Raw genomic sequence first — 15,116 nt, 5'->3', positions numbered from 1 at the left:
GTAATTTCAAATGGAACAGTCTCATTTTTCTATTGCTCTAGATAAAATTTATATAGTGCTTGAGTGCCTAAATCTTCATTTCCATCTTCTGCTAAGCTTTCATATAATTCCTTTGCTAATGCAACTCCATATGTCTCAAGACCAAGTTCTCTAGCAGAGTCCAACGCAATTTTTAAATCTTTAATAAAGTGCTTAATATAAAAACCTGGATTAAAGTCTCCCTCAATCATTCTAAGACCTAGATTACTTAGAGCAAAACTACGCGCTGCACCAGTTTCGATACTTTGTAGCACCTTCTTCTGGTCTAAACCAGCTTTTTTTGCATAAACTAACGCTTCCGATACCCCTAGCATCGTTCCAGCTATCACTATTTGATTCGTCATTTTTGTATATTGACCAGATCCCGCTGGACCTTGAAGCTGAATGTTAGTACCCATTTGTGCAAGTATAGGCTGAATTGTTTCAAATGCCTCTTCCTCGCCGCCAACCATAATAGAAAGTGTTCCCTCTCTTGCCCCTACATCGCCACCTGAAACAGGTGCATCGAATGCAAATACTCCTTTTTTCTTTGCTTCTTCACTAATTTGTTTCGCAAGTGTTGGAGTGGATGTGGTCATATCGATTACGTATGTACCTTTTTTTGCGTGAGCCAAAATACCGTCTTCCCCTAAATACACATCTTCCACGTCTGTTGGATAACCAATAATTGTGATGATAACATCCGATTTTTCTGTTAATTGTGCTACTGTATCACACCATACTGCTCCTTCAGCTATGAGCTCTTCTGCTTTTTCCTTTGTTCGATTATAAACGTTAAGTTCATATCCACCTTTTTGAATATTGCGGGCCATACTTTTTCCCATTACACCTGTTCCGATAAATCCAACTACTGGTTTTGTTGTCAAAATAATATCCTCCTTTAAAATTCGGTTCTATGTATTACTTTCCATCTGGGTTTTCCCAATCGATTTCTTGCATACCTGCATTTTTTAAAAATGTATTAGCTTTAGTAAATGGTTTGCTTCCAAAAAATCCTCTTCTTGCGGAGAGGGGGCTTGGGTGCGCTGATTCGATAATGAAATGATGGTTATTCGTTATAAGCTTCTTCTTTTCTTGTGCATGTTTTCCCCAAAGAATAAAGACTATTGGCGTTTTGCGAGAGTTTAAAACTTCGATAACTTTGTCGGTAAAGTTTTCCCAACCAATTCCTTTATGCGAATTTGCTTGGTGAGCTTCTACCGTTAAGACAGTGTTTAACAAAAGAACACCTTGATCTGCCCAAGTAAGTAGATTACCGTGATTGGGAATAAGACAACCGACATCCTCTTCAAGCTCTTTATATATATTAGCAAGTGATCTAGGAATAGGAACTCCTGGCTGAACGGAAAAACTTAAGCCGTGCGCTTGGCCTGGCCCATGATAAGGGTCTTGTCCTAAAATAACTACTTTCGTATTTTCATAGGACGTTCTCGATAGCGCATTAAAAATATCTTGTTGCTTAGGAAAAATTGTTTTTGCCTCATATTCTTTAATTAAAAAGCCTTCTAGCTCCTTAAAATAGTCCTTCTCAAATTCTTTTTGTAAAATCTCTGACCAATCTGAAGATAACACTGGAAGTACTATATCTTTTCACCACACTTTCCCAAAAAATCAACTGTTTTAGTTTCTCTCTTTCTTTCCCTCGCTATTATCAAAGCCTCATCCTTACGCGTTCTATGTGCTTCATTCCTTCTTTTGCTGATAAAGTAGATAATTGATTAGACAGGATGAATTTTTCAACTATTTCAGCATCCGTTTTCGAGTATTCTCGCAACGCCCAACCAATCGCTTTTCTTATGAAAAATTCTGTTTCATACTTATTGACTTCGATGATGTGAAATAGCAAATCCACATCCGTTTTCTCTTTATACTTCAATTGAAATAAGATGGCAGATCTACGGAGCCAAAAATTCTCATTGTTTTTCCAAAAAGGAATGTATTTAGTAATTAAGTCAGGTTCTCTAGAAAACAGGTGTCCGACAATATTTGGGGCAATCGTATCCACTGTGTCCCACCAAGACTTTGTTATTACTAATTCTTCCAGCCATGACATATGTTCGGGCACTATCCATTTCGTTTTTTTCACAAGAATGCTTAAAACAGCATACTGAAATTCTCGCTCTGGTAAGGACCAAATCTCTTTCAAAGATTCTAAAGGCAGCTCTTCTTCCTTCAATATCCCTGTTTCATCGTAAAACTTTTTTAGCAACTCTTTTCGTTGAGGAGTTTTTATCCCTAGGAAAGGGAACTTATTCTTCATATAATTTTCCATAGGAATTCGATTCTCTTCGTTTATTCCTTCTGAGAATATTTGAATTAACGTATCTTTATACATTCTTATTTCTCCCTTCAGCATAGTGAGACATAGAACAAGAGTCATAGAAGTATAACCGCACCATCAATTTAATAAATTTGTTATAGTAGTTTTTCACTATTGGTAAAGTGGAAATCACACCTTTTATTTGCTAGTGCATCTGAAACAGCGGCTAAAGGCAATTTGCCCTTTATATCAACACTAATACTTTCATTATACGTGTCAAAAAAAGAAAGAACAATTTTTGCCTCGTAGGGATTTAGCGGATGCACCGGTCCCGCGACATTTCAGCTTCAAAACCAAGTTCATTTGTCGCGGATGCACCGGTCTCGCGACATTTCAGCTTCAAAATCAGGTTCATTTGTCGCGGAAGCACCGGTTGCGCGACATTTCAGCTTCAAAACCAAGTTCATTTGTCGCGGAAGGGCCACTCCCGCGACATTTCAGCTTCATACGCAGGTTCATTTGTCGCGGAAGCACCGGTCTCGCGACATTTCAGCTTCAAAACCAAGTTCATTTGTCGCGGAAGCACCGGTCTCGCGACATTTCAGCTTCAAAACCAAGTTCATTTGTCGCGGATGCACCGGTCCCGCGACATTTCAGCTTCAAGACCAGGTTCATTTGTCGCGGAAGCACCGGTCTCGCGACATTTCAGCTTCATACGCAGGTTCATTTGTCGCGGAAGCACCGGTCTCGCGACATTTCAGACTCATACGCAGGTTCATTTGTCGCGGAAGCACCGGTCTCGCGACATTTCAGCTTCAAAACCAAGTTCATTTGTCGCGGAAGCACCGTCCCCGCGACAACCGCACAAGGAAAAAACGCGTAATTCCACAATCATTCTCTACAAAAATTCAAAGCTTTGGCAGTTCCTTTTGTAACTTGCTACAATACATATATGATATAATAACTATTCAGAGCAACCTGATCGGATAAATGGGGAAAAGGTGGAATAAACATGAAAAAAGCTTATATTATACATGAAAACAATGAGTGGACAGCTCCTTTACGTGCTGCATTACAAGCAGAAAATGTTCCCTTTGAAGAATGGCATTTACACGAAGGAACCGTTCCATTAGATGAAGCTCCTCCAGAAGGGGTTTTTTACAATCGAATGAGTGCATCATCCCATACGAGAGGGCACCGCTTCGCCCCCGAATTAACTCATGCTGTTCTCACTTGGTTAGAAGGGCACGGTAGAAAGGTACTCAATGGAAGGAACGCTTTACAACTTGAGTTGAGTAAGGTTGCTCAATATGAAGCACTAAAGCGTTTTGATATTTTAACACCGAAAACAACGGCAGCGGTGGGAGACAGTTCTTTGCTATCCGCAGCAGAAACATTCCCTACTCCTTTCATTACAAAGCATAATCGAGCAGGAAAAGGTCTAGGAGTTCATAAATTCGATTCGCCTACTGCTTTATCATCATGGTTAGAAAACGGACAACTTGAACCTTCTGTTGATGGAGTTATGTTACTTCAACAATATATTTACTCCCCTACTCAAACGATTACCCGTTGTGAGTTTGTTGGAGGAAAATTCATGTATGCTGTACGTGTCGATACTTCTGAAGGGTTTGAACTATGTCCAGCTGAGGCTTGTTCTATTGGAGATCAATTTTGTCCTACGGATGGCAGTGCTGCTCCAACAGTCAAGCCAAAGTTTGAAATAATCGATTACGACAATCCAATTATTGAAAAATATGAAACGTTTTTGCAATCTGAGGGAATTTACTTTGCTGGGATTGAGAATATTACCGATGAGCAAGGAAACATTTACACGTATGATGTAAATACGAATACAAATTATAGCCCACAGGCTGAAGAAGCTGCCAACAAGTTTTACGGAATGAAGGAAGTTGCACGTGCAATAAAAAGAGAATTAGAAGCTTTATAAATTACATTCACACCATTTTTTTAGTAGAATAGAAGTTACCATTGTAGTCTGGGAGGAATGACTGTGAAGCCAATTGACCCACGAAAGGTGCAAGAAACCCTTTCAAGTCTTATTAATAGAAAACTATATGTTCATTTAGAAACAACGAATGGTGCCTATGCCTCTCATAAAGACCAATCTTTCTTTTCCGCTGGTGCATTTATTAGAAACGCTCAGCTCACCTTTTTACAAGGATCCATAAAAGGAAACGGACCTTATCGAATCGGATTAGAAACAGAAATAGGTTGGTTATATGCAGAAGGACTCACTGATTGGGTGATTGATGACCAAAAGAGACTTTTATTTGCTGGTCATGATCCAGAAGGAAGACTAGCGATTGCTTTTGAGTTAAGCGAACTACCATTTCCTAAATAAATTCATGTGAAGCGGAGTGATTTTATGGAACGTCATGTATTAGTAGTTTTCCCACATCCTGATGATGAAGCATTTGGTGTTGCGGGAACTATTTTATCTCATACAGAAAATTCAACCCCTGTCACATATGTTTGTCTAACGTTAGGTGAAATGGGGAGAAATATGGGAAGACCTCTTATTGCTAATCGAGAAACTCTTCCGGAAATTCGAAAACAAGAATTAGATAAAGCTTGTGACATCTTAGGGATAAATGACCTAAGACGCTTTGGAATGCGGGATAAGACAATAGAGTTTACGGATCAAGAAGCGTTAATTAACCGTTTGCTAGATGTAATGGAAGAGATTAATCCATCCTTAGTCATAACGTTTTACCCAGGATATTCGGTTCATCCCGACCATGATGCTACAGGGGCAGCAGTTATTCAGGCAGTTCAACGCCTTCCAGAAAAAGATCGTCCTACCGTTCATACCATAGCATTTTCTCAAGGTTGTGAAGCAGTTATTGGAGCTCCCGACGTAATAATTGATGTAACACCTTATGCAGAAAAGAAAATTGCGGTAATGGAAGCTCACGAATCCCAAACAGCTGGAATGATTCCAACGTTAAAGAAGCAATTTAAGGAGAAAAATCAAGAAGCTATTAATAGAATTACGATGGAAAGATTTTGGACCTACCCACTTTAACATGAGAAATAGGTTTAGAAAGCGAGCATACGTTTTTATTTAAAACGTGAATGCTCGCTTTTATATCCTATAAATAGTAATTACACCCATGTTTAGAGTAATCCCTTCTAATTTCAAATATAATTTCCAGGAAATTTCTATGATTAAGAGTTGTTTTCCTCTAATTTCTCATACTTATAAGGCAACATTTTTTCTCCTGTCAATTGATGCAGGGCCTTCAACACTTTTGCAGACGAAAGTACAACAAATGGAAACGTTCGATAACGATTCGGAAAACGCGCAATGATTTCTACGTAAAGACGATCTGCTTCATATCGAATAATTTGATCTGCTTCAATGACAGTTTTAATTTTTTGAAAAACAGGAACAAACAGTACGAAACGTTTTGTAAAAACTAAATATCCTTTTCTCTCTTTTCTCATTCTTACAGCATCCACAATCAAGAAAGGTTTGTCTCCAACCATCGCCTTCACCTTTTGCTTCACCACGAAACGTGCCAACAGATCATAGCCGAATGATAGCATAAATGCTGCACTTACACATATGGCTACATACACCCAACCCCACTGCCAAAAAAGTAATGTTCCTGCTACTCCAAATAATAGCCAACTTACAACATATCGAAAATATTTTTCATAAATCGGTACGGATGGTCCAATCATACAAGTTCCTCCTTTTCTCTGTATTTAATTAGTTAATATAACATATTATTATCGTCATTAACGCTATATTCCTTTTTTGTTATAAAAATGTAATAAGCACCCCCTAAAAGAGACGGAATTCGCCTTTTTTGGAGATGCTTATCTTTCAACATGTCGCTTTTTGCATGAATTTTTACCTAAACCGAAATAAATCTCCGTAGATAATTTTGTCTGAGAAGAACAACTCCCATTCTCCCCGTTCCCTAATTTCACTACAATGAAACTCATCAACTATTTCTCCCGTTTCTATGGAAAAGCAGTCATTTTTGGAGATATATTTTTCTGAAATCACTGTTCCATCTCTTAAAACAGTAAAATCTGGTTTTTCTTCTGAAAACAAATCGCTTCCGAACATAATCTGATCGAACTGTTCCTGAATACCAAGTAAGTTTAGTACTGTCGGCATAACGTCAATTTGCCCTGAAACAGTGCTAATGGTGTTCCCGTTCATACCAGGGATATGGATGATTAGAGGAACTCTTTCTAATTTTACAGCTTCTATTGGAGTAATCTCTTTCCCTAAAAACTCGCCTACAGCTTCATTATGTGTGTCTGCTAAACCATAATGGTCTCCGTATAAAACAAGAATCGTATTTTCGTAGAGACCTTCTTCCTTCAGTCGTTCTACAAGAACACGCATTGCTTCATCTGTATATCGTACTGTCGGAAAATACCTCGATAGAATCTCACTATCACTTTCATACGGCGGTATAAAGTGGTCTTTTTCATCAAGCTCATAAGGAAAATGATTCGTTAAGGTTAATAATGTACTATAAAATGGTTGTGGAATATCTTTTATATATTCTATTGTTTGTTCTACAAAATCTATGTCCTTTAACCCCCAACCTACGGAGTTTTCTTCGGTAACTTCATAATGTTCAATAGAATAATATTTATCATACCCTAAGTTCTCATACATCACATCTCTATTATAAAAGGTCTTATCATTTGCATGAAAAGCAGCAGTAGAATAGCCTTTTTCCGATAGTATTTCTGGCAATGCTTTGTATTCATTGCTGTCATTCGTATGGAAAACAGCTCCTCTTCCTAAAGGATATAAGGAATTGTTCATCATAAATTCCGCATCCGATGTTTTACCTTGCCCTGTTTGATAATAAAAATTATCGAAATAAAAACTGTCCTCGATGAGTTCGTTTAGGAAAGGTGTTATTTCTTCCCCATTAATTGTTTCCCCGATCACAAAGTTTTCGAGTGACTCTAAAGAAACAACAATGAGATTCATATCTTTACCTTTAGCATAAAATTCACTACTTGGCGAGGTGCTATATTTCATTAGATGTTCTTCTACCCTCGACCAATCATCTTTTTCAGCGAAAACAGTTTGAGACGTCGTTGTAGTGTGAAGTAATACGTCATAAATATAAAAATTATATAACCCTATTTTTTGTACGATATGATCTCTATTAAAGGAGTGGGCGCGTGTTTCGGTAGTATCCACTTGAGAAATGACAAAAATCGTTACTAAGGCAATTCCCATAACTGCATACTTACTTTTCGACTTCCAGAAGCATGTTTGCGTTACTTGGAACCAACTTCGTTTTTTAATAAGGAAAAATAAAATGATAATTACATCAAGAAAATAAAAAATATCATACCACTGTATTAATTCCACGATACTTGTACTTAAGACCCCCATGTTCGCGCTCATGACTAACATTGGCAGTGTGATAATATCTGTAAATTCTCGATAATACACCATGTTCGCATACAAAACAGATGATAGTAAAATTGCTATACTAATGTAATACTTTGTTTGTAACTTTGGTTTTAAAAATGTTCCAACACAAAAAAGGAACAGCAAAAAGGCTAGCGGGTTAAAAGCAAAAATAAGTGTTTCTACAAATTGATTACTATTTATATGAAATGTAATACTAGAAACAATAAACGTCTTTAACCATAAAAGAGTGAGACAGAACAGCATAAAACTATGGTTTTTGACAAAGGCTTTCATAATGAGCATCCCTTTCTATTTCTTTACATTAATGTGGAATATAATTCCAACATTTTGAGTCACTATAGTTATTGACGAATCTCGTTGTGAAATAGTTTCACATATTTGTAGTTTTTCCCTTTTATATACCCTTTTTTGTTACGAAGTAAGCGCAAATCACACCATGAAGGTTGAAAGCATAGAAGACATCGTAAAGTATGAACGGATGTCGCACTTGTACACTTGGGTGAAAGGAGTGGACTGAAGCGAATGGATTTCAACTAACAAAGTTAGTCATACAAGATAAGTTAACCACTACTCAAGATTATGTATGTTCAGGGCAGCGTTTTAGGAAAACCGTTTGATTTTCTTCTCTACACATTACCTGATACAATATTCAGTAGTAAAAGATTACATATCGTCTATAATATAAATGGACTAATTTCAAAGATGGCATTGGTTCCCCTTGTTATTAAAGTATCTGGTCAAAGATCTCCACAACATATGTTCATGGAAGAGGATACTCGTGGTTTTCCAAAAAAGTACTCTTCAGAAAAACAAGGAGCAATACAGAGCCATAAAGAAAAGGGAGATGAACATGGAACAATTTGAACAAAAATTAGAAAAATACGCAGAACTAGCTGTAAAAATCGGTGTTAATATTCAAAAAGGTCAAACATTAGTGGTGAGCGCTCCAATTTCTTCTGCTGATTTTGTTCGTTTAGTTGCTAAAAAAGCATATGAAGTAGGAGCAAAAAATGTTCATGTAGAATGGAATGACGATGAACTTCTTCGAATGAAGTATGACATGGCCCCTTTTGAAGCATTTCAGGAATTTCCAAAATGGAAAGCAGACGGGTATGAGCAACTTGCAGAAGAAGGCGCTGCATTCATGACTGTGAAATCAACTGACCCTGAGCTATTAAAAGGTGTAGAACCAGAAAGAATTGCTGCAGCTAACAAAGCTTCTGGTCAAGCGATGGATACTTTTAGAGGATACATACAATCAGATAAAATTAGCTGGCTAGTTATTTCTTCTCCTTCGAAATCATGGGCAGCAAAAGTTTTCCCAGATGTTTCTGAAGAAGAACAAGAAGCAAAGCTATGGGAAGCAATGTTCGAAGCTACTCGAGTAAATACTGAAGATCCTGTTGCCGCTTGGAAAGAGCACGATCAAAATTTACAAAATAAAGCGAAATTTTTAAATGAAAAGAACTATCAACAGTTACAATTCAAAGCACCAGGAACAGATTTGTCCATCGACCTACCAGACGGTCATATCTGGCTTGGCGGTGGTGGACCAACACAAGATGGCGTTCACTTTGTTGCGAACATGCCTACGGAGGAAGTTTTCACTGCTCCGAAAAAAGATGGTGTTAACGGAACTGTATCAAATACAAAGCCATTAAATTACGGTGGAAACACAATTGATGGATTTACTCTTACATTTAAAGACGGAAAAGTCGTTGACTTTAAGGCAGAGGAAGGCGCAGATACATTAAAGCACTTGTTAGACACTGACGAAGGTGCTCGTTTCCTCGGTGAGGTGGCACTTGTTCCGCACAGTTCACCAATTTCTCAGTCTGGAATTCTATTTTACAATACGTTATACGACGAGAATGCATCTAACCACATTGCATTAGGAAGTGCCTATTCCACTTGTCTAAAAGATGGTGCAAAAATGTCAAAAGACGAACTTTCAGCACACGGCTTGAATACAAGTATTACGCATGTTGATTTCATGATCGGTTCCGCTGAGATGAATATCGATGGTGTAAAAGCTGATGGTTCTACAGAAGCTATTTTCCGAAATGGAGAATGGGCTGTTTAAAACATAATGAAAAGTTTCAGCCACTGGAATAGATTTATTTCAGTGGTTTTTTTTGTGGGTGTCCTTGCAATTTTCCGCTCAACTTATAGATTATCCCGATCGTACGGTGGAGATGAAGATATTATTTAGCTGAAATAATACCTTGCATTATTAAGTACTCTATATTACATTTAAATCAGCGAGGTGAAAAATTTGGAAATTAACAAAGAAGTTCTAAAAGGTCATATTGATACTCTCATTCTTTCCTTGTTAAAGATTAAGGCTATGTATGGATATGAAATAGCAAAGTTGGTTCGAGAAAAAACTAAAAACCAATTTGAATTAAAAGAAGGAACACTTTATTTATCATTAAAACGACTAGAGAAAAGCAAATGGATAGAGTCCTATTGGAGCGATGAACAAGGCCCAGGAGGAAGACGTAAATATTATAGATTAACCTCATTAGGTGAACATGGATTTGAAAATAAATGCAAAGAATGGGAATTTGTTAAAAATATTATTGATTCGTTTCTTGAAAGGGGAGAGAATAATTGAAACCAATTGAAGAGTACGTTAACAAGGTTTATCGGAATATGAAGGGGAACAAGAATGAAATACAAGATTTAAAAAATGAAATGAAAAGTCATTTAATTGAATCTGTTCACGAGTTGAAAATAGAAGGAAAATCTGAAAAGGAAGCAATCAAAATTGCTATTGACCGATTTGGTAAAGAAAATGAACTGCGTTCTTTAATCAATCAGGTATTTCAAACACAAAAAACATTTGGTAAAAGGCTATTGTATATTGGATTAAGTATTTTTCTTTTATCAATAATCATCTTCTTTATAACATTAATCCCAACAAACCAACTCCACGAAGAACAAATTGCAATCACTAACGAAATTTTAGAAATTATCCCAAGCAATGGACAATTAACAAAAGCAAATAAAGAACAGATTGAAGATCTCATAAAGAATGCGGAATTTTCTATTGGATCAGCGGTGGTAAAAAGCTATTTGAACGGTAATGAGGTTTTATACGAATACATCACATATGAAAACCCTCTTATGAGTAAATTTTACAGCGCTTATTACATTGGCAGAGGGTCAATTGGTGTATTTATAGAATCCGAGAATTATTCATTTTTGGGAGTATTAATTTTGCTCGTAGGTGGAACATCTTTTGTACTGTTTATTATATTATGGGTAATAATTAATACGTATAACAAACGACAAACAAAGTTATTAAACTAACATTGGTCAATACGAATTGGCATTCGGAACATTTCATTAAACACATATCAAAGTCGTAAATCTTTTAGTAATCCTCCCTATTCATATGGATCGAAATAACCATGTTCCTGCCTGTTGTTTTAGTTACTATTTAACGTGTGAATTACATTGTCTGTTAGAGACAGTTGGATATTTATGTTAAAACAAACGATACAAATATACAGAATTTGTAAAACGAAAACTTACTGAAAAGGAGGAAATATCAAATGGAAGGAACTATTCCAACACATATTGCTATTATGATGGACGGAAATGGAAGGTGGGGTAAACAAAGAGGACTTACTAGAAGTCAGGGGCATTATGCTGGTTCTAAAACTATGGAAAATATTATTAAGGACTCATTAGAAATAGGTTTAAAAGTATTGACATTGTATGCGTTTTCTACAGAAAATTGGACAAGACCTCCAAAGGAAGTTCAATACTTAATGGATTTACCTGCTAAGTTTCTAAATACAAAGTTACCTGATTTTATGGAAAATGATATAAAGATATGCATCTCTGGAGATATTGAAGGATTACCGAGTCATACTAAAAAGGCTGTAAAAAAAGCTGTTAGTGAAACAAAAAACAATAACAAGCTTATTGTAAATTTCGCGCTGAACTATGGAGGAAGACACGAGTTAATCTCCGTTGTAAAAAAAATACTAAGTGATATTCAAGATACAAAAATAACCATAGAAAATATAGACGAACAACTTGTAAATACATACCTTTACACCAGTGGTCTCCCCGAACCTGATATAATTATTAGAACTGGAGGAGAACAAAGAATTAGCAACTTTTTGTTATGGCAATCTTCAAAGTCAGAATTATGGTTTACTGATACATATTTTCCAGATTTCAATAAGAAGTTACTACTACAAGCAATTGAAGAAGTTAATAAAAGGAAAATAAAAGAATAGTTATTGCTATCATTATTGGATTCTATGTTCACCTCGGATATCATCCTAGTCACCTGTATTTTTCAATTGCACAGAGAAATTTATAGAAGAAAAGACCTTCGAATCAATCGGATTATGATTAATTTATAGATGAAAACCATTCAAATGAATCTTTCTTATTGCATATTCCCTCCCTACTCTATACATTATAATTATTGGTTTGGATAAAGGAGGCAGTATTTATATGAAAAAAGCTTTAACTATCGCAGGATCAGATACAAGTGGTGGTGCAGGTATCCAAGCAGATTTAACAACGTTCCATGAGCTTGGAGTATATGGAATGAATGCTTTGACTACTATTGTTACGATGGACCCTGATAACGGGTGGTCACACAATGTTTTTCCCCAACCTATAGAGGTTGTAGAGTCACAGCTGAATACCATCTTAGATGGAATAGGTGTAGACGCTGTAAAAACAGGTATGCTTGGATCTAGTGAAATGATTGAGTTAGCTGCGAGAAAAATGGAAGATTACGGATTAAAAAATGTGGTAGTGGATCCAGTGATGGTTTGCAAGGGAACTGACGAACCACTACACCCTGAACATACTGTTAGCTACCGGAACCATCTGGTACCAAAGGCAACCATTGTTACCCCTAACTTATTCGAAGCATCACAGCTTAGTGGAATATCTCCCATCTCCACGTTGAATGATATGAAAGCTGCTGCTGTAGAAATTAAGAAATTAGGTGCTTCCTATGTGCTGATAAAAGGTGGAAGTAATATAGGGGATTCTGCAGTGGATGTGCTATATGATGGTGAAACATTTGAATTGCTTGAGTCGGAAAAAATAGAAACTTCTTACACTCACGGAGCGGGTTGTACATATGCCGCAGCAATTTGTGCTGGTTTGGCAAATGGACTTGATGTGGTCACTTCCGTACGGCAAGCGAAAAAGTTTATCTCCAATGCAATTCAGGAATCATTCGCTTTGAACGAGTTTGTTGGACCTGTGAAACGATTTGCGAATAGAAAAGAAGAATTTACCAAACGATAGATGTTTTTAAGAGGATGTTTCGGGTAGTCTTACCTTGAAACATCCTTTTTTTTCACAAAAAATTCAATTATTCTCTTAACCTCAATAAGGAAGTCCATGTAAGAGTTTTCACCAAAAATTAATTTTTCAAAAGAATAAATAACGTTTCTAAATAATCTGAAAAATAAATACAATAGATTATCACATGTACAAGGAGGTAATTAGATGAAAGCAATTGAAAACTTTATTGGTGCTGTCAATGACATAGTTTGGGGTCCACCGATGCTTATTTTGATTGTCGGTACAGGTATTTTTTTAACGTTTCGTCTTGCATTTTTACAATTCCGTACTCTACCTTACGCTTTAAAACTTGCTTTCAGTCCTAAAGCTCAAGATAAGAAATCACCTGGAGATATTTCACATTTCCAAGCACTCACAACTGCTTTAGCAGCTACCATTGGTATCGGTAATATCGCTGGTGTAGCCACAGCTGTATTCTGGGGTGGACCTGGTGCAGTTTTTTGGATGTGGGTCTGTGCACTTTTTGGGATGGCCACAAAATATGCTGAAGCAATACTTGCTGTAAAGTACCGTGTTCAAGGAAAGAATGGCGAATTTTCTGGTGGACCAATGTACTATATTGAAAAAGGATTAAATCTCAAATGGTTAGCTGTACTATTTGCTATTTTTGGTTCTATTGCAGCCTTTGGGATTGGGAACGTTGTTCAATCAAATGAAGTTTCTTCTGTGTTGAAGAGTACATTTAGTATACCAACTTGGGTAACTGGTATTACTTTAACCATTCTTGCAGGCTTGGTTATATTGGGTGGAATAAAAAAGATAGGAAAGGTAACATCCTATGTTGTTCCTTTTATGGCTCTTTTCTATGTAGGAGCTGGACTAGTAATTATCTTTACTAATTTAAACTTAGTTCCTTCTGCAGTGAACCTTATTTTTACAGAAGCATTTACTGGTAGCGCTATTATTGGTGGAGGAATTGGGGCTGCTATTCGCTACGGTGTAACTAGGGGGGTTTTCTCCAATGAAGCAGGTTTAGGGTCTGCTCCAATTGCTGCCGCAGCGGCAAAAACAGACTACCCTGGTCGCCAAGCCCTCGTTTCCATGACTCAGGTATTTATTGATACCATTGTGGTGTGTTCTATCACTGGTATTGCTATCGTAATGGGTAACCTTTATGGTGGAGATTTAAATGGAGCAACATTAACATCACAAACCTTTGAATTCTTCTTAGGTGGAACTGGATCCGTAATTGTTGCTGTTGGTTTAGCATTCTTTGCCTTTTCTACCATACTTGGTTGGTCTTATTATGGTGAAAAGTGCTTTAATTACTTATTTAAGGAAGATAGAACAAAATTCTATCGAATCTTGTTTGTCCTGTTAATACTGGTTGGTGCCCTTGGTTCCAACGATCTTATCTGGGGATTCGCTGATGCAATGAACGCGATGATGGCCGTACCAAACTTAATTGGTCTCTTAGGTTTGTCAGGTGTTGTAGTTGCTGAAACACACCGATTCCTCAAGGTGGCCAAAGAGGAAAAAGCGGGGAAGAAAGCTTCCTAGATTGATGTAGTACTCCCGCTTTGAAAATTCGTGTTGTCTTTTTCATAGCATGTTGAGGGTCTGCCAATTTGGTGGGCTCTTTTTTGGTTGGGTTTTTGGGGTTGCTCGAGAGTGATTCATACGTTTTACTTCTTTTTTCTCCCGTTTGCTCTCAGATTTAACCTGCGACTTTGGTAGGCGCTACCTCGGTAGGCACTACCAAGTGACCTAGTCACTTTCTCACTCATGCTCCCGTTTACTCATGGATTTAACCTGGTCTTTTGGTAGGCGCTACCTCGGTACGCGCTACAAAATGACCTAGTCACTTTCTCACTTATTCTCCCGTTTGCTCGCGGATTTAACCTGCGACTTTGGTAGGCGCTACCTCGGTACGCGCTACAAAATGACCTAGTCACTTTCTCACTCATGCTCCCGTTTGCTCATGGATTTAACCTGGTCTTTTGGTAGGCGCTACCTCGGTACGCGCTACAAAATGACCTAGTCACTTTCTCACTTATGCTCCCGTTTGCTCGCGGA

15 protein-coding genes are annotated in these 15,116 nt (G+C 37.2%); 10 read left to right on the top strand and 5 right to left on the bottom strand.

The features are described 5' to 3' along the window. Nucleotides 1–29: 29 nt before the first annotated feature. The 3 genes from ACERII_RS03845 to ACERII_RS03835 all read right to left on the bottom strand — a co-directional run bounded on the left by ACERII_RS03845 (nt 30) and on the right by ACERII_RS03835 (nt 2,374). The gene (locus tag ACERII_RS03845; protein WP_373640213.1) at nt 30–908 is read right to left on the bottom strand and encodes an NAD(P)-dependent oxidoreductase; all 879 of its coding nucleotides are present in this window, start codon (nt 906–908) and stop codon (nt 30–32) included. Between the two features lie 31 nt (nt 909–939). Then, nucleotides 940–1,611: a uracil-DNA glycosylase gene (locus tag ACERII_RS03840; RefSeq protein WP_373640178.1), complete on the bottom strand. Its 672-nt coding sequence runs from the start codon at nt 1,609–1,611 to the stop codon at nt 940–942. A gap of 79 nt (nt 1,612–1,690) precedes the next feature. Continuing rightward, nucleotides 1,691–2,374 carry a DNA alkylation repair protein gene (locus tag ACERII_RS03835; protein WP_373640176.1) on the bottom strand — a complete coding sequence of 228 codons (684 nt, stop codon included), beginning with the start codon at nt 2,372–2,374 and terminating at the stop codon, nt 1,691–1,693. 937 nt (nt 2,375–3,311) lie between these two features. On the opposite strand from ACERII_RS03835, the gene ACERII_RS03830 reads away from it, so the two are divergent. The 3 genes from ACERII_RS03830 (at nt 3,312) to bshB2 (ending at nt 5,348) form a co-directional block, all read left to right on the top strand. Next, nucleotides 3,312–4,250, top strand: a complete 939-nt coding sequence (locus tag ACERII_RS03830; protein ID WP_373640174.1) for an ATP-grasp domain-containing protein — start codon at nt 3,312–3,314, stop codon at nt 4,248–4,250. Nucleotides 4,251–4,313: 63 nt separating this feature from the next. Then, nucleotides 4,314–4,664: a YojF family protein gene (locus ACERII_RS03825; RefSeq protein ID WP_373640172.1), complete on the top strand. Its 351-nt coding sequence runs from the start codon at nt 4,314–4,316 to the stop codon at nt 4,662–4,664. A 24-nt stretch (nt 4,665–4,688) separates the two neighbouring features. Then, complete coding sequence (bshB2, locus tag ACERII_RS03820) at nt 4,689–5,348, top strand: bacillithiol biosynthesis deacetylase BshB2 (RefSeq protein WP_373640170.1); 660 nt, start codon at nt 4,689–4,691, stop codon at nt 5,346–5,348. A 143-nt stretch (nt 5,349–5,491) separates the two neighbouring features. On the opposite strand, the gene ACERII_RS03815 is transcribed toward bshB2, so the two are convergent. After that, nucleotides 5,492–6,010: a hypothetical protein gene (locus ACERII_RS03815; protein WP_373640169.1), complete on the bottom strand. Its 519-nt coding sequence runs from the start codon at nt 6,008–6,010 to the stop codon at nt 5,492–5,494. A 172-nt stretch (nt 6,011–6,182) separates the two neighbouring features. After that, entirely contained in the window at nt 6,183–8,021 is a 1,839-nt protein-coding gene (locus ACERII_RS03810) for an LTA synthase family protein (RefSeq protein WP_373640168.1), read from the bottom strand. 429 nt (nt 8,022–8,450) lie between these two features. Here ACERII_RS03810 and ACERII_RS03805 point away from each other — a divergent pair, with 429 nt between their 5' ends. The 7 genes from ACERII_RS03805 (at nt 8,451) to ACERII_RS03775 (ending at nt 14,600) form a co-directional block, all read left to right on the top strand. Continuing rightward, nucleotides 8,451–8,612 carry a hypothetical protein gene (locus tag ACERII_RS03805; RefSeq protein WP_373640166.1) on the top strand — a complete coding sequence of 54 codons (162 nt, stop codon included), beginning with the start codon at nt 8,451–8,453 and terminating at the stop codon, nt 8,610–8,612. Next, nucleotides 8,599–9,831, top strand: a complete 1,233-nt coding sequence (locus ACERII_RS03800; RefSeq protein ID WP_373640164.1) for an aminopeptidase — start codon at nt 8,599–8,601, stop codon at nt 9,829–9,831. The genes ACERII_RS03805 and ACERII_RS03800 overlap by 14 nt, the downstream gene beginning before the upstream one ends. 192 nt (nt 9,832–10,023) lie before the next feature. Continuing rightward, nucleotides 10,024–10,365, top strand: a complete 342-nt coding sequence (locus tag ACERII_RS03795) for a PadR family transcriptional regulator (protein ID WP_373640162.1) — start codon at nt 10,024–10,026, stop codon at nt 10,363–10,365. After that, on the top strand, nt 10,362–11,063 hold the full coding sequence (locus tag ACERII_RS03790; RefSeq protein ID WP_373640161.1) for a permease prefix domain 1-containing protein: 702 nt from the start codon (nt 10,362–10,364) through the stop codon (nt 11,061–11,063). The genes ACERII_RS03795 and ACERII_RS03790 overlap by 4 nt, the downstream gene beginning before the upstream one ends. A 245-nt stretch (nt 11,064–11,308) precedes the next feature. Continuing rightward, a complete protein-coding gene (locus ACERII_RS03785; RefSeq protein ID WP_373640160.1) occupies nt 11,309–12,004 on the top strand; it encodes an undecaprenyl pyrophosphate synthase in 696 nt (231 codons plus the stop codon). Nucleotides 12,005–12,221: 217 nt separating this feature from the next. After that, nucleotides 12,222–13,040, top strand: coding sequence for a pyridoxine/pyridoxal/pyridoxamine kinase (gene pdxK / locus ACERII_RS03780; protein WP_373640211.1), 819 nt, complete (start codon nt 12,222–12,224; stop codon nt 13,038–13,040). Between the two features lie 204 nt (nt 13,041–13,244). After that, the gene (locus tag ACERII_RS03775; RefSeq protein WP_373640159.1) at nt 13,245–14,600 is read left to right on the top strand and encodes an alanine/glycine:cation symporter family protein; all 1,356 of its coding nucleotides are present in this window, start codon (nt 13,245–13,247) and stop codon (nt 14,598–14,600) included. Nucleotides 14,601–15,116: the final 516 nt, after the last annotated feature.

Source organism: Evansella sp. AB-rgal1, from assembly GCF_041820985.1.
Lineage (GTDB): Bacteria > Bacillota > Bacilli > Bacillales > Salisediminibacteriaceae > Evansella.
This window is presented reverse-complemented; position numbering and strand designations above follow the sequence as displayed.

What these genes read in the sequence shown, in the direction of transcription:
- ACERII_RS03785 (WP_373640160.1), top strand. Translation starts at nt 11,309, where the DNA reads ATGGAAGGAACTATTCCAACACATATTGCTATTATGATGGACGGAAAT.
- ACERII_RS03810 (WP_373640168.1), bottom strand. Translation starts at nt 8,021, where the DNA reads ATGAAAGCCTTTGTCAAAAACCATAGTTTTATGCTGTTCTGTCTCACT.
- ACERII_RS03835 (WP_373640176.1), bottom strand. Translation starts at nt 2,374, where the DNA reads ATGTATAAAGATACGTTAATTCAAATATTCTCAGAAGGAATAAACGAA.
- bshB2 (WP_373640170.1), top strand. Translation starts at nt 4,689, where the DNA reads ATGGAACGTCATGTATTAGTAGTTTTCCCACATCCTGATGATGAAGCA.
- ACERII_RS03815 (WP_373640169.1), bottom strand. Translation starts at nt 6,010, where the DNA reads ATGATTGGACCATCCGTACCGATTTATGAAAAATATTTTCGATATGTT.
- ACERII_RS03805 (WP_373640166.1), top strand. Translation starts at nt 8,451, where the DNA reads ATGGCATTGGTTCCCCTTGTTATTAAAGTATCTGGTCAAAGATCTCCA.
- ACERII_RS03830 (WP_373640174.1), top strand. Translation starts at nt 3,312, where the DNA reads ATGAAAAAAGCTTATATTATACATGAAAACAATGAGTGGACAGCTCCT.
- ACERII_RS03800 (WP_373640164.1), top strand. Translation starts at nt 8,599, where the DNA reads ATGGAACAATTTGAACAAAAATTAGAAAAATACGCAGAACTAGCTGTA.
- ACERII_RS03775 (WP_373640159.1), top strand. Translation starts at nt 13,245, where the DNA reads ATGAAAGCAATTGAAAACTTTATTGGTGCTGTCAATGACATAGTTTGG.